This window comes from Streptomyces sp. NPDC051214, from assembly GCF_040682375.1.
Lineage (GTDB): Bacteria > Actinomycetota > Actinomycetes > Streptomycetales > Streptomycetaceae > Streptomyces.
The window spans coordinates 156755-178820 of sequence record NZ_JBFBAT010000009.1 but is presented as its reverse complement, the minus strand read 5'-3'; the positions used below and the strand labels follow the sequence as shown (position 1 = coordinate 178820).

General features: G+C 70.6%; 20 protein-coding genes. 12 read left to right on the top strand and 8 right to left on the bottom strand.

Annotated elements, in window-relative coordinates; all coding sequences use genetic code 11:
* The first annotated feature begins 67 nt into the window (after nt 1–67).
* From ftsZ to AB0M70_RS24440, 6 genes are all read left to right on the top strand, one after another.
* The gene (gene ftsZ / locus AB0M70_RS24465) at nt 68–1297 is read left to right on the top strand and encodes a cell division protein FtsZ (protein ID WP_365822709.1); all 1230 of its coding nucleotides are present in this window, start codon (nt 68–70) and stop codon (nt 1295–1297) included.
* Nucleotides 1294–2025, top strand: a complete 732-nt coding sequence (pgeF, locus tag AB0M70_RS24460; protein ID WP_365822707.1) for a peptidoglycan editing factor PgeF — start codon at nt 1294–1296, stop codon at nt 2023–2025. The genes ftsZ and pgeF overlap by 4 nt, the downstream gene beginning before the upstream one ends.
* A gap of 6 nt (nt 2026–2031) precedes the next feature.
* Complete coding sequence (locus tag AB0M70_RS24455) at nt 2032–2751, top strand: YggS family pyridoxal phosphate-dependent enzyme (RefSeq protein ID WP_365822705.1); 720 nt, start codon at nt 2032–2034, stop codon at nt 2749–2751.
* Nucleotides 2752–2875: 124 nt separating this feature from the next.
* A complete protein-coding gene (sepF, locus tag AB0M70_RS24450) occupies nt 2876–3520 on the top strand; it encodes a cell division protein SepF (RefSeq protein WP_365822704.1) in 645 nt (214 codons plus the stop codon).
* A 70-nt stretch (nt 3521–3590) separates the two neighbouring features.
* On the top strand, nt 3591–3881 hold the full coding sequence (locus tag AB0M70_RS24445; RefSeq protein WP_363208224.1) for a YggT family protein: 291 nt from the start codon (nt 3591–3593) through the stop codon (nt 3879–3881).
* Between the two features lie 46 nt (nt 3882–3927).
* Nucleotides 3928–5022 carry a DivIVA domain-containing protein gene (locus AB0M70_RS24440; RefSeq protein ID WP_365822703.1) on the top strand — a complete coding sequence of 365 codons (1095 nt, stop codon included), beginning with the start codon at nt 3928–3930 and terminating at the stop codon, nt 5020–5022.
* Between the two features lie 174 nt (nt 5023–5196).
* Here the strand turns inward: AB0M70_RS24440 and ileS are convergent, their stop codons facing one another.
* A complete protein-coding gene (gene ileS, locus AB0M70_RS24435) occupies nt 5197–8352 on the bottom strand; it encodes an isoleucine--tRNA ligase (RefSeq protein ID WP_365823179.1) in 3156 nt (1051 codons plus the stop codon).
* 382 nt (nt 8353–8734) lie between these two features.
* A complete protein-coding gene (locus AB0M70_RS24430; RefSeq protein WP_365822702.1) occupies nt 8735–8926 on the bottom strand; it encodes a DUF1059 domain-containing protein in 192 nt (63 codons plus the stop codon).
* A gap of 315 nt (nt 8927–9241) precedes the next feature.
* Between AB0M70_RS24430 and AB0M70_RS24425 the strand changes: the two genes are divergently transcribed.
* The 5 genes from AB0M70_RS24425 to AB0M70_RS24405 all read left to right on the top strand — a co-directional run bounded on the left by AB0M70_RS24425 (nt 9242) and on the right by AB0M70_RS24405 (nt 14043).
* Complete coding sequence (locus tag AB0M70_RS24425) at nt 9242–10126, top strand: TraR/DksA C4-type zinc finger protein (protein WP_365822701.1); 885 nt, start codon at nt 9242–9244, stop codon at nt 10124–10126.
* A gap of 78 nt (nt 10127–10204) precedes the next feature.
* The gene (lspA, locus tag AB0M70_RS24420; RefSeq protein ID WP_365822698.1) at nt 10205–10843 is read left to right on the top strand and encodes a signal peptidase II; all 639 of its coding nucleotides are present in this window, start codon (nt 10205–10207) and stop codon (nt 10841–10843) included.
* 60 nt (nt 10844–10903) lie between these two features.
* Entirely contained in the window at nt 10904–11845 is a 942-nt protein-coding gene (locus AB0M70_RS24415; protein WP_365822696.1) for an RluA family pseudouridine synthase, read from the top strand.
* Nucleotides 11842–12312, top strand: a complete 471-nt coding sequence (locus AB0M70_RS24410) for a GNAT family N-acetyltransferase (RefSeq protein ID WP_365822694.1) — start codon at nt 11842–11844, stop codon at nt 12310–12312. Before AB0M70_RS24415 ends, AB0M70_RS24410 begins: the two co-directional genes overlap by 4 nt.
* A gap of 141 nt (nt 12313–12453) precedes the next feature.
* Complete coding sequence (locus AB0M70_RS24405) at nt 12454–14043, top strand: Na+/H+ antiporter (RefSeq protein WP_365822692.1); 1590 nt, start codon at nt 12454–12456, stop codon at nt 14041–14043.
* Between the two features lie 14 nt (nt 14044–14057).
* On the opposite strand, the gene AB0M70_RS24400 is transcribed toward AB0M70_RS24405, so the two are convergent.
* The gene (locus tag AB0M70_RS24400; protein ID WP_365822690.1) at nt 14058–15149 is read right to left on the bottom strand and encodes a mechanosensitive ion channel domain-containing protein; all 1092 of its coding nucleotides are present in this window, start codon (nt 15147–15149) and stop codon (nt 14058–14060) included.
* A gap of 30 nt (nt 15150–15179) precedes the next feature.
* Between AB0M70_RS24400 and AB0M70_RS24395 the strand changes: the two genes are divergently transcribed.
* Nucleotides 15180–15749 (top strand): dienelactone hydrolase family protein, encoded by a 570-nt coding sequence (locus AB0M70_RS24395; RefSeq protein ID WP_365822688.1) that lies wholly within the window; start codon nt 15180–15182, stop codon nt 15747–15749.
* Nucleotides 15750–15768: 19 nt separating this feature from the next.
* Here the strand turns inward: AB0M70_RS24395 and AB0M70_RS24390 are convergent, their stop codons facing one another.
* The 5 genes from AB0M70_RS24390 to AB0M70_RS24370 all read right to left on the bottom strand — a co-directional run bounded on the left by AB0M70_RS24390 (nt 15769) and on the right by AB0M70_RS24370 (nt 21986).
* The gene (locus AB0M70_RS24390) at nt 15769–17199 is read right to left on the bottom strand and encodes a serine/threonine-protein kinase (protein ID WP_365822686.1); all 1431 of its coding nucleotides are present in this window, start codon (nt 17197–17199) and stop codon (nt 15769–15771) included.
* 46 nt (nt 17200–17245) lie between these two features.
* Nucleotides 17246–18925 (bottom strand): alkaline phosphatase D family protein, encoded by a 1680-nt coding sequence (locus AB0M70_RS24385; protein ID WP_365822684.1) that lies wholly within the window; start codon nt 18923–18925, stop codon nt 17246–17248.
* Between the two features lie 103 nt (nt 18926–19028).
* Nucleotides 19029–19847, bottom strand: coding sequence for a thioredoxin domain-containing protein (locus AB0M70_RS24380; RefSeq protein WP_365822682.1), 819 nt, complete (start codon nt 19845–19847; stop codon nt 19029–19031).
* A 44-nt stretch (nt 19848–19891) separates the two neighbouring features.
* Nucleotides 19892–20578, bottom strand: coding sequence for a hypothetical protein (locus AB0M70_RS24375; protein ID WP_365822680.1), 687 nt, complete (start codon nt 20576–20578; stop codon nt 19892–19894).
* 79 nt (nt 20579–20657) lie between these two features.
* Complete coding sequence (locus AB0M70_RS24370; protein ID WP_363208210.1) at nt 20658–21986, bottom strand: DUF2252 domain-containing protein; 1329 nt, start codon at nt 21984–21986, stop codon at nt 20658–20660.
* Nucleotides 21987–22066 lie beyond the last annotated feature (80 nt).

Here is a 22066-nt window from a genome sequence, read left to right as displayed (position 1 = left end):
GGCATCAGTCGTCGCGGCGCTTGACCGCGAGGCGGCGACACGTAACTCGAGGCGAGAGGCCTTCGACGTGGCAGCACCGCAGAACTACCTCGCAGTCATCAAAGTCATCGGTGTCGGCGGCGGTGGTGTCAATGCCATCAACCGGATGATCGAGGTCGGTCTCAAGGGCGTCGAGTTCATCGCCATCAACACCGACGCGCAAGCCCTGTTGATGAGCGACGCCGACGTCAAGCTCGACGTAGGCCGGGAACTCACCCGTGGCCTCGGCGCCGGAGCCAACCCGGCAGTCGGCCGCAAGGCGGCCGAGGACCACCGCGAGGAGATCGAGGAGGTCCTCAAGGGGGCCGACATGGTCTTCGTCACCGCCGGCGAAGGCGGTGGCACCGGCACCGGCGGCGCACCTGTCGTCGCCAACATCGCTCGCTCCCTGGGCGCCCTGACCATCGGCGTCGTGACCCGGCCGTTCACCTTCGAGGGCCGTCGTCGCGCCAACCAGGCCGAGGACGGGATCGCGGAGCTGCGCGAAGAGGTCGACACCCTCATCGTCATCCCCAACGACCGGCTCCTGTCCATCTCGGACCGCCAGGTCAGCGTTCTGGACGCCTTCAAGTCGGCGGACCAGGTCCTGCTCTCCGGTGTCCAGGGCATCACCGACCTCATCACGACCCCGGGTCTGATCAACCTCGACTTCGCCGACGTCAAGTCGGTCATGTCCGAGGCCGGTTCGGCCCTCATGGGCATCGGCTCGGCCCGCGGCGACGACCGCGCGGTGGCCGCCGCCGAGATGGCGATCTCCTCGCCACTCCTGGAGGCGTCCATCGACGGAGCGCGGGGCGTCCTGCTCTCCATCTCCGGCGGCTCCGACCTCGGCCTCTTCGAGATCAACGAAGCGGCCCAACTGGTCAGCGAGGCGGCCCACCCCGAGGCCAACATCATCTTCGGCGCCGTCATCGACGACGCCCTGGGCGACGAGGTCCGGGTCACCGTCATCGCGGCGGGCTTCGACGGCGGGCAGCCGCCGTCCAAGCGCGACACCGTCCTCGGCTCGGCGTCCTCGTCGGGCAAGCAGCGTGACGAGCAGCCGGCGGCCACGAGCCGTCCGGCCGAGTCCCGTTCGCCGTACGGCGGCCTGGGCAGCGTCACGTCGCACGAGGAGCCCTCGGCCCCGGAGCCGGTCGAGGTGACCCCGGTCAACGAAACCCCGTCCGCGCCCGTGGCCCCGCCGCAGGTGCCGCCGGCCCGTCCCTACTCGGACAGCCAGGCCGAAGAGCTGGACGTGCCGGACTTCCTGAAGTGATAAGCCGGCACAGCACCGTGAGCGGCGCGCACTTCGCCTTCACCGACAGGTGGGGCGGGGTGAGCGCCGTTCCGTACGAAGAGCTCAATCTCGGCGGCGCGGTCGGCGACGACCCCGAGGCCGTGCGCACGAACCGTGCGCTGGCCGCCACGTCGCTGGGCATCGAGCCGGGGCGCGTGGTCTGGATGAACCAGGTGCACGGCCCCGACGTCGTCGTGGTCGACGGGCCCTGGGGCTCCGACGCCGAGATCCCGGCGGTCGACGCCGTGGTGACCGCCCGCCGGGGCCTGGCCCTGGCCGTCCTCACCGCGGACTGCACGCCCGTCCTGCTCGCCGACCCGGTGGCCAAGGTGGCCGCGGCGGCGCACGCGGGCAGGCCCGGCATGATCGCCGGGGTCGTGCCCGCGGCCCTCGAGGCGATGATGAAGCTCGGCGCGGACCCGGCCCGCGTGGTCGCCCGCACCGGACCCGCCGTCTGCGGCCGCTGCTACGAGGTGCCGAAGGAGATGCGCGCCGATGTCGCCGCGATCGAGCCCGCGGCGTACGCCGAGACGAGCTGGGGCACGCCCGCGGTCGACGTGACCGCGGGGGTGCACGCCCAGCTGGAGCGGCTCGGGGTGCGCGACCGGGAGCAGTCGCCGGTGTGCACCCTGGAATCCGGTGACCACTTCTCGTACCGCCGCGACCGGACCACCGGTCGTCTCGCGGGCTATGTCTGGCTGGACTGATAGGGCATGACGGACCGTAAGACTCAACTCACCGCAAATCTGGCGCAGGTCGAGGAGCGCATCGCCGCGGCGTGCGCGGCGGCGGGGCGCAAGCGGGAGGAGGTGACCCTGATCGTGGTCACCAAGACCTATCCCGCGAGCGATGTGCGGATCCTCTCGGAACTCGGCGTGCGTCATGTCGCCGAGAACCGTGACCAGGACGCGGCCCCCAAGGCCGCCGACTGCTCGGATCTGCCCCTCGACTGGCACTTCGTGGGTCAATTGCAGACCAACAAGGTCCGTTCTGTGGTCGGTTATGCCGATGTGGTCCAGTCCGTGGACCGCCCCAAGCTCGTCACCGCCCTGTCGGCCGGTGCCGTGCGGGCCGGGCGCGAGATCGGCTGTCTGATCCAGGTCGCCCTCGACGCCGAGGAGAACGGCCGGGGCGAGCGCGGGGGCGTGGGCCCCGGCGGGATCGAGGAGTTGGCCGGGCTCGTGGCCGAGGCGCCGGGGCTGCGGCTCGACGGTCTGATGACCGTGGCGCCGCTCACCGGTCCGTACGCGGGGCGGCAACAGGCGGCGTTCGAGCGGCTGATGGAATTCTCAACCCTCATGCGCGCGACTCATCCGGCTGCGAACATGGTGTCGGCAGGGATGAGTGCGGACCTCGAACAGGCCGTGGCGGCCGGAGCGACACATGTGCGCGTCGGTACGGCGGTACTCGGAGTCCGACCCGGGCTCGGGTAACGTCGCCAAGAAGTCGGACCACAGCAGAAAATATGGTCATTCTCGCTGTTGGGCGGGGAGGCCTCGTGGATCGCGGGCAGTTGGTGACGACAGCCGATCCACCACAGAGCGGAGGACTCAGAGCATGGCCGGCGCGATGCGCAAGATGGCGGTCTACCTCGGCCTCGTGGAGGACGATGGGTACGACGGTCCGGGGTTCGACCCCGATGACGAGTTCGAACCCGAGCCGGAGCCCGAGCGGGACCGCAGGCGGCACGAGCCGCCGCACCAGTCCCATCAGTCCCGTCAGGCACACGTGCCCGAAAGGGACGAATCGGTACGAGTGGTGCAGCCCCCCGCACAGCGTGAGCCGGTCGCCCATTCCGCTTCGTCAGTCGCGGAATCCGGACGTCCGGCACGTATCGCCCCCGTGGCATCCATCACACCTGAACGTCAGAGCCTGGAGAAGAACGCACCGGTGATCATGCCCAAGGTCGTGTCCGAGCGGGAGCCCTACCGCATCACCACGCTGCACCCGCGGACCTACAACGAGGCCCGTACCATCGGGGAACACTTCCGCGAGGGCACTCCGGTGATCATGAATCTGACCGAGATGGACGACACGGATGCGAAGCGACTTGTCGACTTTGCCGCCGGTCTGGTGTTCGGTCTCCATGGCAGCATTGAGCGGGTGACGCAGAAGGTGTTCCTGTTGTCGCCTGCTAACGTCGATGTAACGGCGGAGGACAAGGCTCGCATCGCAGAGGGCGGGTTCTTCAACCAGAGCTGAGACGTAAGTGAAGCAGTAACGCAGAACCGGCGAACGCAGTACGAGTAACAGGGGAGAGGGAACCGCGAACATGGGCGTGGTCTGGCAAGTGCTTTACATCGCGCTGATGTGCTTCCTCATCGTGCTGATCTTCCGGTTGGTCATGGACTACGTCTTCCAGTTCGCCCGCTCATGGCAACCCGGCAAGGCGATGGTGGTCATTTTGGAGGCCACCTACACTGTCACTGATCCACCGCTCAAGCTTCTGCGGCGGTTCATCCCGCCGCTGCGTCTCGGGGGCGTGGCGCTCGACCTGTCCTTCTTCGTACTGATGATCATCGTCTACATCCTGATCACCGTCGTCAGGTCGGTGTCTGTGTGAACGATACGGTCTTGCCGAATGCCGACGACTACGTTGAGGTGAAGAGATGCCGTTGACCCCCGAGGACGTGCGGAACAAGCAGTTCACGACCGTCCGCCTCCGAGAAGGCTATGACGAGGACGAGGTCGATGCCTTCCTCGATGAGGTCGAAGCCGAACTGACTCGCTTGCTCCGCGAGAACGAGGACTTGCGCGCCAAACTGGCCGCTGCCACCCGCGCCGCTGCGCAGAACCAGCAGCAGGGCGGCATGCGCAAGCCTCCGGAACCGCAGGACCAGCGCGGTCCGGGCGCCCCGGTGCCCGCCGCAATATCAGGACCGCAGCCGGTGCCGCCGCAGCAGCAGCACCCGCAGCACCAGCAGATGGGCGGCCCGCCGCAGCTGCCCGGTGGTGCGCCGCAGCTGCCCGCCGGTCCCAGTGGGCACGGCCCGCAGGGCGGTCCGCAGGGTCCCGGCCCGATGGGTCAGGGTCCGATGGGCGGCCCCATGGGTGGTCCCATGGGCGGCCACGGTCCGCAGATGCCCCAGCCCGGTCAGGGCCCCGGCGGCGACAGTGCCGCGCGCGTGCTCTCCCTCGCCCAGCAGACCGCTGACCAGGCGATCGCGGAGGCCCGTTCCGAGGCCAACAAGATCGTCGGCGAGGCTCGTTCGCGCGCCGAGGGCCTCGAGCGTGACGCCCGTGCCAAGGCTGACGCCCTGGAGCGGGACGCGCAGGAGAAGCACCGCGTCGCGATGGGCTCCCTGGAGTCCGCCCGCGCCACGCTGGAGCGCAAGGTCGAGGACCTGCGCGGCTTCGAGCGCGAGTACCGCACGCGTCTGAAGTCCTACCTGGAGTCGCAGCTCCGTCAGCTGGAGACCCAGGCCGACGACTCGCTGGCCCCGCCGCGGACCCCGGCGACGGCTTCCCTTCCGCCGTCCCCGGCGCCTTCCATGGCACCGGCCGGCGCGGGCGCCCCGTCGTACGGCGGCAACCAGTCGATGGGCGGCAACCAGCCCACCGCCGGTCCGTCCTACGGCGGCCAGCAGCAGATGTCGCCGGCGATGACCCAGCCGATGGCGCCGGTACGGCCGCAGGCCCCGCAGCCCATGCAGCAGGCTCCGTCGCCGATGCGTGGCTTCCTCATCGACGAGGACGACAACTGACGGCCGTTTCCGCGCCTTAGGCGTCGGCAGCGTTCAGGGCGAGGCCCCCAGTTCTTCTGGGGGCCTCGCCCTTTTGCGTGTGCCTTTGCGTACGCGCGTACGTGAGCACACAACGCCGAAGGCCCGGTCCCGCCGTCACTGGCGGGACCGGGCCTTCGCTGCTCCTCGGTGAGACTACGCCTTGCGCAGGCGGAACGTGAGCGACAGTGACTCGTCCGTGAACGTCTCGCCGTACGCCTCGTCGGCCTCGCCCTGCGCGCTGTGCTCATTCAAGAAGGCCGTGGCGAGGACCTCGTCCGCGATGAGCTCGGCGTGGTCGGCCAGGGCCGTGAGCACGACCGGGTCCGTGGAGGTCCAGCGCAGGGCGATCCGGTCCGCGACGTCCAGGCCGCTGTTCTTGCGGGCCTCCTGGATCAGGCGGATCGCGTCACGGGCCAGGCCGGCCCTGCGCAGCTCCTCCGTGATCTCCAGGTCGAGGGCGACCGTGGCGCCGGAGTCGGACGCCACCGACCAGCCCTCGCGCGGGGTCTCCGTGATGATGACCTCGTCCGGGGCCAGCGTGATCTTCTCGCCGTCCACCTCGACCGACGCCGTGCCCTCGCGCAGGGCCAGGGACAGCGCGGCCGCGTCGGCGTCGGCGACGGCCTTGGCGACCGCCTGGACGCCCTTGCCGAAGCGCTTGCCGAGGGCGCGGAAGTTGGCCTTCGCGGTCGTGTCGACCAGTGAGCCGCCGACCTCGGAGAGCGACGCGAGCGAGGAGACGTTGAGCTCCTCGGTGATCTGGGCGTGCAGCTCCGGGTTGAGCGAGTCGAAGCCCGTGGCCGCCACCAGGGCGCGGGAGAGCGGCTGACGGGTCTTGACGCCCGACTCCGCGCGCGTGGCGCGGCCCAGCTCCACCAGGCGGCGCACGAGCACCATCTGCTTCGACAGCTCCGGGTCGATCGCCGACAGGTCGGCCTCGGGCCAGGACGTCAGGTGGACCGACTCCGGGGCGTCCGGAGTGACCGGCACCACCAGGTCCTGCCAGACCCGCTCGGTGATGAACGGCGTCAGCGGGGCCATCAGGCGCGTGACCGTCTCCAGGACCTCGTGCAGGGTGCGCAGGGCCGCCTTGTCGCCCTGCCAGAAGCGGCGGCGGGAACGGCGTACGTACCAGTTCGAGAGGTTGTCGACGAACGTGGACAGGAGCTTGCCCGCGCGCTGGGTGTCGTAGCCCTCAAGGGCCTGCGTGACCTGGTCGGTGAGCGCGTGCAGCTCGCTGAGCAGCCAGCGGTCCAGGAGCGGGCGCTGCGCGGGCGCCGGGTCGGCGTCGCTGGGGGCCCACTTCGACGTACGGGCGTACAGGGCCTGGAAGGCGACCGTGTTCCAGTACGTGAGGAGCGTCTTGCGGACGACCTCCTGGATGGTGCCGTGGCCCACGCGACGGGCCGCCCACGGGGAGCCGCCGGCCGCCATGAACCAGCGCACGGCGTCGGCGCCGTGCTGGTCCATGAGCGGGATCGGCTGGAGGATGTTGCCCAGGTGCTTGGACATCTTGCGGCCGTCCTCGGCCAGGATGTGGCCCAGGCAGACCACGTTCTCGTAACTCGACTTGTCGAAGACGAGCGTGCCCACCGCCATCAGCGTGTAGAACCAGCCGCGCGTCTGGTCGATGGCCTCCGAGATGAACTGCGCCGGGTACCGGCTCTCGAAGAGCTCCTTGTTCTTGTACGGGTATCCCCACTGCGCGAAGGGCATCGAACCCGAGTCGTACCAGGCGTCGATGACCTCGGGGACGCGCGTCGCGGTCTCCTGGCAGGTCGGGCAGGGGAAGGTGACCGCGTCGATGTACGGGCGGTGCGGGTCGAGCTCCGACTGGTCGGTGCCCGTCAGGTCGGAGAGCTCGGCGCGCGAGCCCACGCACGTCAAGTGGCCTTCCTCGCAGCGCCAGATGGGCAGCGGGGTGCCCCAGTAGCGGTTGCGGGACAGTGCCCAGTCGACGTTGTTGTTCAGCCAGTCGCCGAAGCGGCCGTGCTTGACCGAGTCGGGGAACCAGTTGGTCTTCTCGTTCTCCTGGAGGAGACGGTCCTTGATGGCCGTGGTGCGGATGTACCAGGACGGCTGCGCGTAGTAGAGGAGCGCGGTGTGGCAGCGCCAGCAGTGCGGATAGCTGTGCTCGTACGGGATGTGCCGGAAGAGCAGGCCGCGGTCCTGGAGGTCCGCGGTGAGCTTTTCGTCGGCCTTCTTGAAGAAGACGCCGCCCACGAGCGGGACGTCCTCCTCGAAGGTGCCGTCGGGGCGCACCGGGTTCACGACCGGGAGGCCGTACGCGCGGCAGACCTTGAGGTCGTCCTCACCGAAGGCGGGGGACTGGTGGACCAGACCCGTGCCGTCCTCGGTGGTCACGTAGTCGGCGTTGACCACGAAGTGCGCGGGCGCCGGGAACTCGACCAGCTCGAAGGGGCGCTGGTAGGTCCAGCGCTCCATCTCGGCGCCGGTGAAGGTCTGGCCCGTGGTCTCCCAGCCCTCGCCGAGGGCCTTCTCGACGAGCGGCTCGGCGACGACGAGCTTCTCCTCGCCGTTCGTCGCCACGACGTACGTGACGTCGGGGTGCGCGGCGACCGCGGTGTTGGAGACGAGGGTCCACGGAGTGGTCGTCCACACCAGGAGGGCCGCCTCGCCCGCCAGCGGGCCGCCGGTGAGCGGGAAGCGGACGAAGACGGAGGGGTCGACGACCGTCTCGTACCCCTGCGCCAGCTCGTGGTCGGAGAGGCCCGTGCCGCAGCGCGGGCACCAGGGGGCGACGCGGTGGTCCTGGACCAGGAGGTCCTTGTTGAAGATCTCCTTCAGGGACCACCAGACGGAGTCGACGTACTCGGGGTTCATCGTCCGGTACGCGTCGTCCAGGTCGACCCAGTAGCCCATGCGGGTCGTGAGGTCGGCGAAGGCGTCGGTGTGCCGGGTCACGGACTCGCGGCACTTGGCGTTGAACTCGGCGATGCCGTACGCCTCGATGTCCTTCTTGCCGTTGAACCCGAGCTCCTTCTCGACCGCGAGCTCGACCGGGAGGCCGTGGCAGTCCCAGCCGGCCTTGCGGGCGACGTGATAGCCCCGCATGGTGCGGAAGCGCGGGAAGACGTCCTTGAAGACGCGGGCCTCGATGTGGTGGGCGCCCGGCATGCCGTTGGCGGTGGGCGGTCCTTCGTAGAACACCCACTCGGGGCGGCCCTCGGACTGCTCCAGGCTCTTGGCGAAGATCTTCTGCTCGCGCCAGAAGTCGAGCACGGCGTGCTCGAGGGCGGGCAGGTCGACCTGGGCGGGCACCTGGCGGTACTGCGGCTGCGAATGCAACGGCTGCGTGTTCAACGCGCTTCCTCCGGCGGACGATTCCGTTCCGTCGGAGGGACGAGAGCCCTTGTCGTGCTCCCGCGGTACCACCCTCCTTGGCCTTCCCTGCGCGGGTGGCGCACGGAAAAGCCCCCTCATTGGGGTCGCGATGCCGGGTCTACTGGCCTGCGGCGGACCCGGGGGTCCACTGCCGGCGGTTCTTCCGGCGGCTCCGGGGTGATCTTCGCGTCGCGCCTGCCCCCGGGCTCACACCGTCCCCGGGTCGCTCATGGCCGCGTACGCCGCTACTCGTCCCCATCCACGCTTCTCGCTCCGCCCAGTGTACGGGCCCCGGGCGAACGCGGCCGACCGGTTTTCGCGGGGGCTCCTGGGCGGGGCGGGGGCTTCAGGCGTGCTGGGGGACTTCGTCCCTGAGGGATTCGCGGACCATCCTGCGCAGCTCCGCGCTGTCGGTGTGGCCGTGCACCGACACGGCGTGCTCACTGGCGGCGCGGACCACTTCCTCCTCCTCGCCGGAGATGGCGAGGGTGCAGTTGGTCTCGCTCGGGAATTCTCTGCAGTCGGCTGTTTTCCGCATGGCGCACCTTCTTCGGTTATGCACCATTTTATTCCCGTTCCGGCCTTTTTCCGCCGTCGATACGAGCTGCGGCCCGATGCCGTCGGGCCCGCCCGGACTGACCCGAATGGCGACACGCCGGAAGCCCGGTTCCTGGCCCGTCCCGCCGGGCGGATTACCGGGCCGGGAGCTGGGCACAACGCTTGCATGCTCGCCGCGCGGCACCCGTGGGGCGGGCGCATCAGGCGGCGTGCCCCGTTGCCGCGGGCTCTGAGTCGATTTATCGTCCCAGCACGAATCGCGAGCAAGATCACAATATGTGAAGGGGCCGCGGCCATGGTGGCGAAGAAGACCGCCGTACAGCATCCGGCGTCGGGCAGATCCACGGGCGCGGCGACGAAGAAGACCGCCGCCACGAAGACAGCCGCGAAGAAGACCGCCACGAAGAAGACCGCGGCCAAGGAAGCCGTGGCGAAGAAGGCGGCCGTCAAGAAGGCCGTCGCCAAGAAGGCGGTCGCCAAGGTCGCCGACATCGGCAAGAAGACGGCCGCCGACGAGGGCGCGGCCAAGGAGCCCGCTTCGAAGAAGGCCGCCACGGCGAAGACCACGGCGAAGGCCGCAGCAAAGAAGGCCCCCGCGGCCAAGAAGACAGCTGCCAGGAAGAGCACGGCCAAGAAGACGGCCGCGACAGCGGCCGAGGGTGCGGCTCAGGCCGCGGAGACGACGGGAGCCACGACAGTGGTCACGAAGAAGACTCCGGGCACGGCGACGGCAGCCAAGAAGCCGACGGCGGTGCCCAAGGCGCGCGTCGCCGCCGCGGAGCCCGGTGAGCTCGCGGTGCGGCCCGGCGAGGACCCCTGGACCCCCGAGGAGGTCGAGGAGGCCCGCGCGGAGCTCCAGAGCGAGGCGCTGCGGCTCGGCAGCGAGATCGCCTCGTCCGAGGACGCCCTCGCGGGTCTGATGCGTGACTCCGGGGACGGCGCGGGCGACGACGACGCGGACACCGGCACGAAGAACATCACGCGGGAACATGAGATGTCGCTGGCCGCCAACGCGCGCGAGATGCTCGAACAGACGGAGCGCGCCCTGGAGCGTCTTGACGCGGGGACGTACGGCATCTGCGAGAACTGCGGTAGTCCCATCGGCAAGGCGCGGATGCAGGCCTTCCCCCGCGCGACCCTGTGCATGGACTGCAAGCAGAAGCAGGAACGGCGCTACTGAAGGCGGCCTGACCACCTGGTGCCGTACGTGTGTGCCGTACCCTCGTCCCCAGTCAGGTACCTAGGTTGAGGGACTCACGTGGCAGAGGCGGAGCGCATCATCGGTACGCCGGATATCCCTGAGGCCGACGGGGCCGAGCCGGAGCAGTCCGCCTCGGGCTCCGGCGCGGCGAAGGGGCAGGACGAGCCGGCGTCGCCGGACGAGCAGGGCCCCCAGGGCCCCGAGGGCAAGGGGAAGCGCAAGCTCCTGGTCCTGTTCGCGGTGGCCGTGATCGCGTACGCCCTGGACCTCGTCAGCAAGATGATCGTCGTCGCGAAGCTCGAGCACCACGAGCCGATCGCGATCATCGGGGACTGGCTGCAGTTCAACGCCATCCGGAACGCGGGCGCGGCCTTCGGCATGGGCGAGGCGTTCACCGTGATCTTCACCTTCATCGCTACGGCGGTGATCGTGGTCATCGCCCGCCTGGCCCGCAAGCTCTACAGCCTGCCGTGGGCCATCGCGCTCGGCATGCTGCTGGGCGGCGCCCTGGGCAACCTCACCGACCGGATCTTCCGTGCCCCCGGTGTGTTCGAGGGAGCGGTGGTCGACTTCATCGCGCCCAAGGGCTTCGCGGTGTTCAATCTCGCCGACTCGGCGATCGTGTGCGGCGGCTTCCTGATCGTGATCCTGTCCTTCCGCGGCCTGGACCCGGACGGCACCGTCCACAAGGACTGAGCGCTCCCGGCGAGGGGCTCGCGGTGCGGGAGTGTCAGCCGCCTCCTGCATACTCAATGGGTGAGCACGATTCCCGAGATCCGTACCCTGCCCGTGCCGGACGGCCTGGAGGGCGAGCGCGTCGACGCCGCCATCTCCCGCATGTTCGGTTTTTCCCGCACGAAGGCCGCCGAGCTGGCGGCGGCAGGCAAGGTGATGGTCGACGGCAGCGTGGTCGGCAAGTCCGAGCGTGTGCACGGCGGCGCCTGGCTGGAGGTGGAGATGCCGCAGGCGCCCGCTCCGGTGCAGGTCGTCGCCGAGCCCGTCGAGGGCATGGAGATCATCCATGACGACGACGACATCCTCGTGATCGTCAAGCCGGTGGGCGTGGCCGCGCACCCGAGCCCCGGCTGGACCGGCACCACGGTGATCGGCGGCCTCGCGGCCGCCGGGTACCGCATCTCGACCTCCGGTGCCGCCGAGCGCCAGGGCATCGTGCACCGCCTGGACGTGGGCACCTCCGGCCTGATGGTGGTCGCCAAGTCGGAGCGCGCGTACACCTCCCTGAAGCGGCAGTTCAAGGAGCGCACGGTCGACAAGCGGTACAACGCGCTCGTGCAGGGCCACCCCGACCCGATGAGCGGCACGATCGACGCCCCCATCGGCCGCCACCCGAACCACGACTACAAGTGGGCCGTCACCGCCGAGGGCAAGCCCTCCGTCACGCACTACGACCTCATCGAGGCGTTCCGCGCGGCCTCGCTGCTCGACATCAAGCTGGAGACGGGCCGCACGCACCAGATCCGCGTGCACATGGCGGCCCACCGCCACCCGTGCGTGGGCGACCTGACGTACGGAGCCGACCCGACGCTCGGCAAGCGGCTCGGTCTGACCCGCCAGTGGCTGCACGCGGTGCGCCTCGGCTTCGAGCACCCCGGGGACGGGCAGTGGGTGGAGTTCGAGAGCACCTACCCGGACGACCTCCAGCAGGCGCTTGACCGCGTCCGGGCGGAGAGCTCGTGAGCTCCGCGGTCACCTGCCGGGTCGCGGTCGGGACCGACGACCTGGAGGCCTGCTTCGCGGTCCGCAAGGAAGTCTTCGTCGTGGAGCAGCGGGTCCCCGAGGACCTTGAGTACGACGCGTACGACGCCGACGCGGTGCACGTCATAGCGGTCCGCGACGACGGTCTTCCGCTGGGCACGGGCCGCCTGCTCACCGGAGCTGCGGCCGCCGCGAAGAACGGCGGGGACGCCGGGGTGGGCGCGCTCGGCCGGCTCGCGGTGACCAAGGCGGCGCGCGGCCTCGGCGTGGGCGCGGCCCTGGTGCGCGCGATAGAGGACGCGGCACGCGCGCGTGACCTCGGCGCCGTCGACCTGCACGCGCAGACGCACGCCCTCGGGTTCTACGAGCGCCTGGGGTACGAGGTCTACGGCCCCGAGTTCCCGGACGCCGGGATCCCGCACCGGGCGATGCGCAAGGCGCTGGTCTAGCGAGCGGGGCGGGCGCCCGGAGGGGCATCGGCCGGTTCGCGGGGAACGCGTGGCAGGGTTGAGGTCTTGATCGTCTGAGTCCCGGACCGTCCCGGACCGGCGAGCTGCCTCGAACCGTCTCGAACCGCCGGAGGGCGCACCGTGGACCAACTGGCGCTGCTGCTCATTCTGTTGCTCGGTGCCGTCGTGACGGTGCCGCTGGGGGAGCGGCTCGGACTGCCCGCGCCCGTCCTCATGACGCTGGCCGGGATCGTGCTCGCCTTCGTCAGCTGGGTCCCGAACGTCGAGATCCCGCCCGACTACATCCTGCCGCTGGTCCTCCCGCCCCTGCTGTACGCGGCCGTCCAGCGCACCTCCTGGCGGCAGTTCGCGGCCAACAGACGCCCCATCTTCCTGCTCGCCGTGGCCCTCGTCTTCGTGACGACCGCCGCGGTCGCCGCCATCGCCAACTCGGTGGTCCCCGGGCTCCCGATCGCCGCGGCGGTGGCCCTCGGCGCGCTCGTGGCGCCGCCCGACCCGGTCGCCGCGACCGCCGTCGCCGGGTCGCTCGGGCTGCCGCGGCGGCTCGTGTCGATCCTGGAGGGCGAGGGTCTCTTCAACGACGTCACGGCGATCGTGCTCTACCACGTGGCCATCGCGGCGGCGATCAGCGGGACGTTCTCCTGGCCGTCGGCGGTGGGGCAGTTGGTGCTCTCCGGAGTGGTCGCCGTCGCCGTGGGCGTCGCGCTCGGCTGGCTGACCAACAAGCTCATGGGGGTGCTCGGCGAGGCCACCCTGCAGACCGGCCTGACGCTGCTCGTGCCCTTCGTGAGCTACGTGCTCGCCGAGGAGCTCCTCGGCTCCGGCGTGCTCGCCGTGCTGACCACCGCGCTCTATCTGGCGGAGCACGGCGCCGACGCGGACGACGTGCTCGGCCGGATCACCGGGCAGACGTTCTGGCAGATCGTCGACACCCTGGTCACCGGCGTCGCCTTCGGGCTCATCGGGCTCGAACTGCACAACGTCTTCGGCACGGCCAACGGCCGCGAGCTGCAGATGATCGGCTGGGGCGCGGCGGTCGTCGCCGTCGTCATCGGCGTACGGCTGCTGTGGCTGCTGCCCGCGACCTGGCTGGCCAAGCGGCTGCACAAGCTGCGGGACTACGACGAGGACATCCCCACGACCTGGCGCGAGACCGTCGTCATGTGGTGGTCCGGGATGCGCGGCGTGGCGTCCGTCGCCCTCGCCCTGGCCATTCCGCTCAAGACGGAGAATGGCGACCCCTTCCCGGCCCGCGACGAGATCATCTTCATCGCCTTCTGCGTGATCATGGCCACGCTCGTCGTGCAGGGGCTCACCCTGCCCTGGCTGGTGCGGAAGCTCGGGGTGCGCGCGGACACGGACGCCGAGCGGGCCGTCGAGCGTGACCTCGCCGTCCGGGCGGCCAAGGCGGCCAAGCGCCGCCTGAAGGAGATCGAGGAGGTCGAGGAGCTGCCGGAGGACCTCTCGGAGCGGCTGCTGCGCGGCGCCTTCGACATCGGGGCCAGGATCAGCCCCGACATCGTCGACGACGAGCGCCGCGAGCGGTACTCCAAGCGCGCCGACCGCCTCAAGGCGGTCCAGCGCATCCAGCGCGACATGATGTCGGCCGCGCGCCACGAGATCCTCGCCGCCCGCAGTGAACCCGGCGCCGATCCGGAGATCGTCGACCGGGTCCTGCACCAGCTCGACGTACGCAGCCTGCGGTCCTGAGGGAGGCCCGGGAGTCAGCCCCGGCCCGTGCGGGGCACTATCGGCGGCGGCGGATGCGGACCGTCGTCTTCCGGCGGCAGTTCGGCCCAGGCCGTGCTGACCTTGGGCAGCGCGTACGCGTGGTGTTCGGTCAGCCAGCGGACCAGGTGCTCGCGCACGGTGACCCGCACCGTCCAGATGTCGTCCGCGTCCTTGGCGGTGACCAGGGCGCGGACCTGGATCGTGTTCGGCGTCGTGTCCGTGACCGCGAGGCCCCAGTCCCTGCCGTCCCAGGCGGCGCACTCGCGCAGGATGTCCTGGAGCTTCTCGCGCATCTCGGTGATGGGCGCGGTGTGGTCCAGCTGGAAGAAGACCGTGCCGGTCATCTGGGAGCCGCCGCGCGACCAGTTCTCGAAGGGCTTCGAGACGAAGTAGGACACCGGCATCGTGATCCGGCGCTCGTCCCAGGTCCGTACGGCCAGGAAGGTCAGGGTGATCTCGTCGATCGTGCCCCACTCGCCGTCCACGACGACCGTGTCGCCGATCCGCACCATGTCGCCGAAGGCGATCTGCAGCCCCGCGAAGAGATTCGACAGCGTGGACTGGGCGGCGACGCCCGCGACGATGCCCAGCACACCGGCCGACGCGAGCAGCGACGTCCCGGCCGCCTGCATGGCGGGGAAGGTGAGCAGCATCGCACCGACGGCCACGACGCCGACGATCGCGCTGACCACCCGCTGGATGAGCGTGACCTGCGTACGCACACGCCGGACGCGGGCGGGATCGCGGTGCGCGTTGGCGTACTGGGCGTAGGTGGCCTCGACGATGGCGGTCGCGATACGGACGAGGAGCCAGGCCACCGACCCGATGAGCACCAGGGTCAGGGTCTGCGCGATCCCCGCGGCATGGTCCTTGGCGATCTCCGCTTGTTCGAATGAGCCGCGCAGCAGGGCGGCACACAGGGACAGTTGCAGTGGCAGTCGGCAGCGGCGCAGCAGACCCCACAGTGGGTTTTCGGGGTGGCGGTCGTCGGCCCGGCGCAGCAGTACATCGGCCAGCCAAACCACGGCCAGCGTGAGCACGACCGAGCCGCCGACCACGATCAACGGACGCAGTACGTTCTCCATGCCCCCGAGGGTAGGTGGCACGATGGCCTCATGAACATCATGCTTTTCCACTCGACGTACGGGCTGCGGCCCGCGGTGCACGCGGCGGCCGACCGGCTGCGCGCGGAGGGACACGAGGTGTGGACGCCCGATCTGTTCGACGGGCGCACCTTCGACACCGTCGAGCAGGGCATGGCCTTCAAGGACGAGCTCGGCAAGGACGAGCTCCTGAAGAGGGCGATCCTGGCCGCCGCGCCCTACTCCGAGCGGGGTCTCGTCTACGCCGGGTTCTCGTTCGGCGCCGCCACCGCGCAGACCCTGGCCCTCGGCGACGACAAGGCGCGGGGCCTGCTGCTCCTGCACGGCACGTCCGACATCGCCGAGAACACGTCGGTGGACGAGCTGCCGGTGCAGCTGCACGTCGCCGAGCCCGACCCGTTCGAGACGGACGACTGGCTGAGCGCGTGGTACCTCCAGATGGGCCGCACGGGCGCCGACGTCGAGGTCTACCGCTATGCGGGAGCGGGCCACATCTTCACCGACCCCGACCTGGACGACTACGACGCCGAGGCCGCGGAGGCGACGTGGCGCACGGCGATCGGCTTCTTGGAGACGCTCTAGCCGGCAGCCCCCGGGCCCTTCACGCGCGCGTGCAGCGTCCCACCGGGGCGCTGGCGGGCGGCTTGCACATGATGCCGAAGTCGGCGTCGCTCGAGCTGAGGTAGCGCCCCGCGCAGTCCTTGTCGGTGGTCCTGCCGCGCTCGGCGCAGAACCGCAGCGCGGCCCGGCCGTCCGCGAAGGGCCCGGGGGCGTAGATCACCCAGAAGCCCGGCCGCAGCGAGGCGTAGTCGTCGCTGCGCAGATAGCGCGCCTCCGGCACGTCCTCGCGCACGGCCGCGAGCCGGCGGTCGCGGTCCTCCGTACTGGAGCCGACGGGCTCGGAGTGGAGCTGGGCGATCCAGCTGCCCGCCGCGGGCGGGACGCCGGGAGAGGACTCCGCGCGTCCGGGTGTCCTGCCGGGCTTCGGGGACGCCTCGGGCGAAGCCTCCCCGGAGGCGCGCGCACCGCCCTTGCCCTGCGCCCTGTCCGTCTTGGTCCCGTCCTGGAGCGCCAGCACCAGTGCGGCGCCGGCCACCAGGGCGAGCGCCACCGAGGCCGCCGCGACGAGCATCGGCATACGTCGTCGGGGCAGCGCCTGGGGCGAGTCCCGGGGCGCGACCAGCGTCGGCTGCCGGGTGACGCCGTTCGCCACGTCGGCGAGCAGCGCGTCGAGGCGCTCCGCGTCCGGGCGCAGTGCCGGGTCCCGCACCAGAAGGGCGGTCAGGACCGGGGTGAGCGCCTCCGAGCGCACCGGCGGCGGCACCGGTTCGTCGAGCACGGCGGCGAGCGTGGCGAGGGTCGTGGCGCGGCGCAGCGGGCTGACGCCCTCCACGGCGACGTACAGCACGACGCCGAGTGACCAGAGGTCGCCCGCCGGGCCCCGGTCCGTGCCGCGGATGCGCTCGGGCGCGATGTACTCCGGCGAGCCGATCAGGTCGCCGGTCGCGGTGAGCTGCGTGGAGCCCTGGAGCGAGGCGATGCCGAAGTCGGTGAGGACCACGGAGACGCCGGTGCCGGGGGCCTCCTCCCGCAGCAGGATGTTCGCGGGCTTCACGTCCCGGTGCAGGATGCCCGCCGCGTGGGCGACGCGCAGCGCCGAGAGCAGCTGGCGGCCGATGCGGGCCGCCTCCCGGGGCGGCAAGGTGCCCTGCTCCAGGAGGTCTTGGAGCGTGCGCCCCGGCAGCAGCTCCATCACGAGCCAGGGGTGCGGGCCGGTGTCCACGATGTGGTGGATCATCACCACATGGGGGTGGTTGAGGCGGGCCAGCGCCCTGGCCTCGCGCAGCACCCGCTCCCGCAGGACGCGCGACTGCTCGTCCGTCAGCTCGTGCAGCGCGGGGCGCACTTCCTTGACGGCCACCTCCCGGTGCAGCACGGTGTCGCGCGCCCGCCACACCGTGCCCATGCCTCCGCTGCCGAGCCGCTCGATGAGCTCGAAACGACCGTCCACCACATCCCCCGGGTCACTCATGCCGTCAGAGTAAGGGGCGGCTTCGGCAGTGACGCACGTGACCCGGTCAGCGCACCGGCGCGTACGCCCGCTCGACCCGCTGGGTGCCGCTGAGGGCGCGGTACGAACGGGCCCACTTGGACGTCGCCTCGGGGTCCTTGCGGTCGGAGAGGACGTAGTAGTCCATCTGCGAGCGTTCGGCGGTGACGTCGAGGACGCCGTAGCCGTGCGAGTCCATGTCCAGCCACTTCACATGGCGGTTGGCCGCCTTCACCGCGCCGACCGCGACCAGCGAGAGGGTGTGCGGGGCGACGTGCAGCATGTCGTCCACGTTGTCGGAGGTCACGGAGGTGACCACGAACTCCGTGGCCGCGGAGGGCGATCCGGGGTACGTGGCGGCCCTGACCGGTACGTCGTTCGCCCACGCCATGTGGATGTCCCCGGTGAGGAAGACCGTGTTCCGGATCGCCTGGTCGACCAGGTGGGAGATGAGCTCCTTGCGGTCGTCGGTGTAGCCGTCCCACTGGTCGCCGTTGACGGCGAGGCCCTCCTTGGGCAGCCCGAGCAACTCCGCGATGGGCTCCAGGAGATGGGCGGGCACGGAGCCGAAGGCCACCGGCGAGATCATCACCGAGGTGCCGACCAGCTTCCAGGAGGCGTCGGACGAGGCCAGGCCCGCCTTCAGCCAGTCGAGCTGGGCGCGTCCGGTGATCGTACGGTCCGGGTCGTCCACGTCGCCGCTGCCGAATCCCGCCTGCTCGGAGCGGAAGGAGCGCAGGTCGAGCAGGTGCAGATCGGCCAGCTTGCCGAAGCGCAGGCGGCGGTAGACGGTGCCTTCGGTGGAAGGGCGTACGGGCATCCACTCGAAGTACGCCTGCTTGGCGGCCGCCATGCGCCGGGCCCAGCCGCCCTCGGACTCCGGGGAGTGGTTCACCGCGCCGCCCGACCAGGTGTTGTCGGCGAACTCGTGGTCGTCCCATATCGCGATCAGCGGGTGCGTGGCGTGCATCGCTTGGGCGTCCGGGTCGGTCTTGTGGGCGCCGTGCCGGGTGCGGTAATCGGCGAGGCTGACGATCTCGTGCCGCGGCTCGTGCTGCCGCACCCCGTACTCGGCGGCCGGGTACTCGCCGCTCTTGTACTCGTAGATGTAGTCGCCGATGTGCAGCACCGCGTCGAGCTCGGTGCGGGCCGCGAGATGGCGGTAGGCGGAGAAGTACCCCGCCTCCCAGTTGGCGCAGGACACCACGCCGAACCGGACACCGGGGGCCGCCGACTCGTGCGCGGGGGTGGTGCGGGTGCGGCCCACGGGGGAGTGCACCGGGGTCCCGTCGGACCCGGAGCCGCCCACGGAGAAGCGGAAGTAATAGGTGGTGGCAGGGCTCAAGCCCCTTACGTCGGCCTTGACCGTGTGGTCGGCCGTGGGCCGCGCGGTCGTGCTGCCCTGGCCGACGACCTGGGTGAAGCCCTTGTCCTTGGCGATCTCCCAGCGCACTTCCGTGTCGGGCCCTTTGCCGGAGCCCGGCGTGGCCTCGGGTGTCGGCGTCACGCGGGTCCACAGCAGGACGCCGTCGGGCAGCGGGTCGCCCGACGCGACGCCGTGGTGGAACGCGGGGCCCGCGGCGGCGTGGGCGAGGGGAGCGGCGACGAGCGGCGCGAGGGCCGCGGTGGCGGCAGCGGCCTTGACGACCGTACGGCGGCTCGGGGCAGGGGAGTTGAGCGGTCTGTGTGCGCTGTTTCGACTGGTCACGAGCGATCACCTTACTGATCGGTAATCGCCAAGAGCGGGCGAACAACGAAACGTTCGCCCGCTCTTCCGCCGTGCGCCGCTCAGCGAGCGGCCGGCTGTCCGCTCAGGCCTTGAGCGCCGCGTCGATGGCCGTCTTGTACTCCTCGACCGTCGAGGGCGCGTTCTTCTTGTCGGAGCCGGTCAGCTTCTTGCCGTCCATGACGAAGGAGGGAGTGCCGTCGACGCCGTCCTTGTTGTCGTCGAACTTCTTCGACATCTCCAGGGCCCAGCGGTCGTACGTGCCGTCCTTGACGTCCTTCGCGAAGGTCTTGCTCTTCTTGAGCTCCGGGACCTGATTCGCGATCTTGGTCAGGTACGCGTCGTCCTTGAACTTGTCGGTGGTCTCCTCGGGGTGGTTCTCCTTGGAGAACAGCGCCTTCTTGTAGTCGAGGAAGGCCTGGTCGCTCACGTTCAGGGCGGCACCCATCGCGCTGAGCGCGTTCTTGGAGCCCTCACCCGTGAGGTTGCGGTCCAGGAACGAGGCGCCGATGAACTGGATCTTGTACTTGCCGTCCTTCAGGTCCTTCTCGACCGTCGGGCCCACGGTCTGCTCGAAGCTGGCGCAGACCGGGCAGCGCGGGTCCTCGTAGACCTTGAGGGTCTTCTTGGCGCTGTCCTTGCCGATGACGACGGTCGTGCCGTCCGTGCCCGTGGAGTTGGCCGGCTTGACCAGCTTCTCGTCCTTGGCGGCGTCCCAGTGGTCGGGCTTGTTGGCCTGCATGACGGCGTAACCGACGCCGCCCGCGATCGCCAGGACCGCGACGACGGAGACGCCGACGATCATCGACCGCTTCCGCTTCTGCCGCTTGCGCTCGGCTTCCTGCTGGGCGCGGATCCGCTCGCGGGCCGCCGACTTGGCCGCCTGGCTGTTGCGCTTGCTCATGATGGTGTTCTCCGTAGGGGTGACGTACGTGGGGACGGTGGTGCTCAGGCGAAGACGGCCGAGCACGGCGGTCCACGCCGTCCCACGCAGTGCACGAGCAGCCGCGTACGCGCGGTGCGCACCCGGCGCGCGGGACGCGGGGCCCGCAGGACGGGCCGCGGGCGGATGCCCGCCGCGGCGACCGCGACGAGCAGCGGCCGGAAGGTGGAGGCGGTCACCGCGCGCAGGACCTGGGCCAGGGCGCGTTCCCCGCGCCGCAGCCAGGCGGCCGCGAGCAGGCCGACCGCGATGTGCGCGCCGAGCAGCAGCCAGGCGGCGCCCGGATCGGCGTCGGCGAGCAGCACGGTGGCACGGTGTCCGTCGCCGCCGGTCATCTGGGCCAGCGGGGTGCCGACGCCGGCGCCGCCGCACAGCACGTCGAAGCCGACGGAGCGCAGCGGGCCCGCGACGGGGCCGCCCGCCTGGCCGTAACAGACGTGCTGCCCCGCGGTGAACACCGTGTCGGCGGCCAGCTCGAGGGGGATGAGCAGGGCGGCGATGCGGCCGTAGCCACGCTCGCGCCCCGCGAGCGCGTACGCGATGACGAAGACCGCGCCGGAGATCACCGCGACGGTGGTCAGCGGGAGCGGGGCGCGGGACAGCAGCACGTGCGACGCGGCGGAGAGCGTCACGACGAGCGCCGTGAAGAGCGCCGCACGCACGGCTCTGAGCTGGGTCCCGGATATGTCCATCGCGCAAGCGAGTGTGCCATGCGCTCGCGTAAGGCAGCCCTAAAGGGTGCCTATGAGTCGCACGGCGTCGTCCTGGTGCCTACAGACCCGGGATCCGGCCGTTGCGGAACAGGTCGACGAAGATCTGGTGGTCCCTGCGGGCCCGCGCGCCGTACTCGTGCGCGAAGTCCACGAGCAGGTCGCCGAAGCCCTCCTCGTCCGCCGCGATGGCGGCGTCGATCGCGCGCTCCGTGGAGAACGGCACCAGGTCCGAGTGCCCGCTCTCGTCGTCCGCCGCGGAGTGCATCGTGGCGGTGGCGCGGCCCAGGTCGGCGATGACCGCGGCGATCTCCTCCCAGTCGTCGATGTCCGACCAGTCCAGGTCCACCGCGTACGGAGAGACCTCGGCGACCAGCTGGCCGGCACCGTCCAGCTCGGTCCAGCCGAGCCACGGGTCGGCGTGCGCCTGCAGCGCGCGCTGCGAGATGACCGTGCGGTGGCCCTCGTGCCGGAAGTAGTCACGGGCCGCGCCGTCGGTGATGTGCCGCGAGACGGCCGGGGTCTGCGCCTGCTTGAGGTAGATCACGACGTCGTTCTCCAGGGCGTCGCTGTTGCCCTCGAGCAGGATGTTGTACGAGGGCAGCCCCGCGGAGCCGATGCCGATGCCGCGCCGGCCGACGACGTCCTTGACGCGGTACGAGTCGGGGCGGGTGAGCGAGGACTCGGGCAGCGTCTCCAGATAGCCGTCGAAGGCGGCGAGCACCTTGTACCGCGTGGCCGCGTCGAGCTCGATGGAGCCGCCGCCCGGCGCGAAGCGGCGCTCGAAGTCGCGGATCTCCGTCATGGAGTCCAGGAGGCCGAAGCGGGTCAGCGAGCGGGCGTCGCGCAGCGCGTCCAGGAGCGGGCCCTGGGCGGTGTCCAGGGTGAAGGGCGGCACCTCGTCGCTCTTGGCGCCGGTCGCCAGGTCGTGGATCCGCTCGCGGTACGCCGCCGCGTAGATCCGGACCAGGTCGGTGATCTGCTCGTCGCTGAGCGCCTTGGTGTACCCGATCAGGGCCACGGAGGCGGCGAAGCGCTTCAGGTCCCAGGTGAAGGGGCCCACATACGCCTCGTCGAAGTCGTTCACGTTGAAGATCAGGCGGCCCTGGGCGTCCATGTACGTGCCGAAGTTCTCCGCGTGCAGGTCGCCGTGGATCCACACCCGCCCCGTGCGCTCGTCCAGGTAGGGGCCGCCGTGCTGCTCGCGCTCCAGGTCCCCGTAGAAGAGGCAGGCCGTGCCGCGGTAGAACGCGAAGGCGGAACCGGCCATCTTCCGGAACTTCACCCGGAACGCGGCGGGGTCCGCGGCGAGCAGCTCGCCGAACGCGGTGTCGAAGACGGAGAGGATCTGCTCGCCGCGCTGCTCAGCGGTGGGCTGCGGTTCCGACATCGCGGGGTGCCTCCAGGTAACAGGTGGTGCCAGGTGGTGCATGACATTTTGGACAGGTGCTCCGACCTGTCCAACGCACG

Coding starts and splice junctions, on each gene's coding strand:
- AB0M70_RS24455 (WP_365822705.1), top strand. CDS start 2,032: ATGACGGACCGTAAGACTCAACTCACCGCAAATCTGGCGCAGGTCGAG.
- sepF (WP_365822704.1), top strand. CDS start 2,876: ATGGCCGGCGCGATGCGCAAGATGGCGGTCTACCTCGGCCTCGTGGAG.
- AB0M70_RS24445 (WP_363208224.1), top strand. CDS start 3,591: ATGGGCGTGGTCTGGCAAGTGCTTTACATCGCGCTGATGTGCTTCCTC.
- AB0M70_RS24440 (WP_365822703.1), top strand. CDS start 3,928: ATGCCGTTGACCCCCGAGGACGTGCGGAACAAGCAGTTCACGACCGTC.
- AB0M70_RS24430 (WP_365822702.1), bottom strand. CDS start 8,926: ATGCGGAAAACAGCCGACTGCAGAGAATTCCCGAGCGAGACCAACTGC.
- AB0M70_RS24425 (WP_365822701.1), top strand. CDS start 9,242: ATGGTGGCGAAGAAGACCGCCGTACAGCATCCGGCGTCGGGCAGATCC.
- AB0M70_RS24400 (WP_365822690.1), bottom strand. CDS start 15,149: ATGGAGAACGTACTGCGTCCGTTGATCGTGGTCGGCGGCTCGGTCGTG.
- AB0M70_RS24395 (WP_365822688.1), top strand. CDS start 15,180: ATGAACATCATGCTTTTCCACTCGACGTACGGGCTGCGGCCCGCGGTG.
- AB0M70_RS24390 (WP_365822686.1), bottom strand. CDS start 17,199: ATGAGTGACCCGGGGGATGTGGTGGACGGTCGTTTCGAGCTCATCGAG.
- AB0M70_RS24380 (WP_365822682.1), bottom strand. CDS start 19,847: ATGAGCAAGCGCAACAGCCAGGCGGCCAAGTCGGCGGCCCGCGAGCGG.
- AB0M70_RS24375 (WP_365822680.1), bottom strand. CDS start 20,578: ATGGACATATCCGGGACCCAGCTCAGAGCCGTGCGTGCGGCGCTCTTC.
- AB0M70_RS24370 (WP_363208210.1), bottom strand. CDS start 21,986: ATGTCGGAACCGCAGCCCACCGCTGAGCAGCGCGGCGAGCAGATCCTC.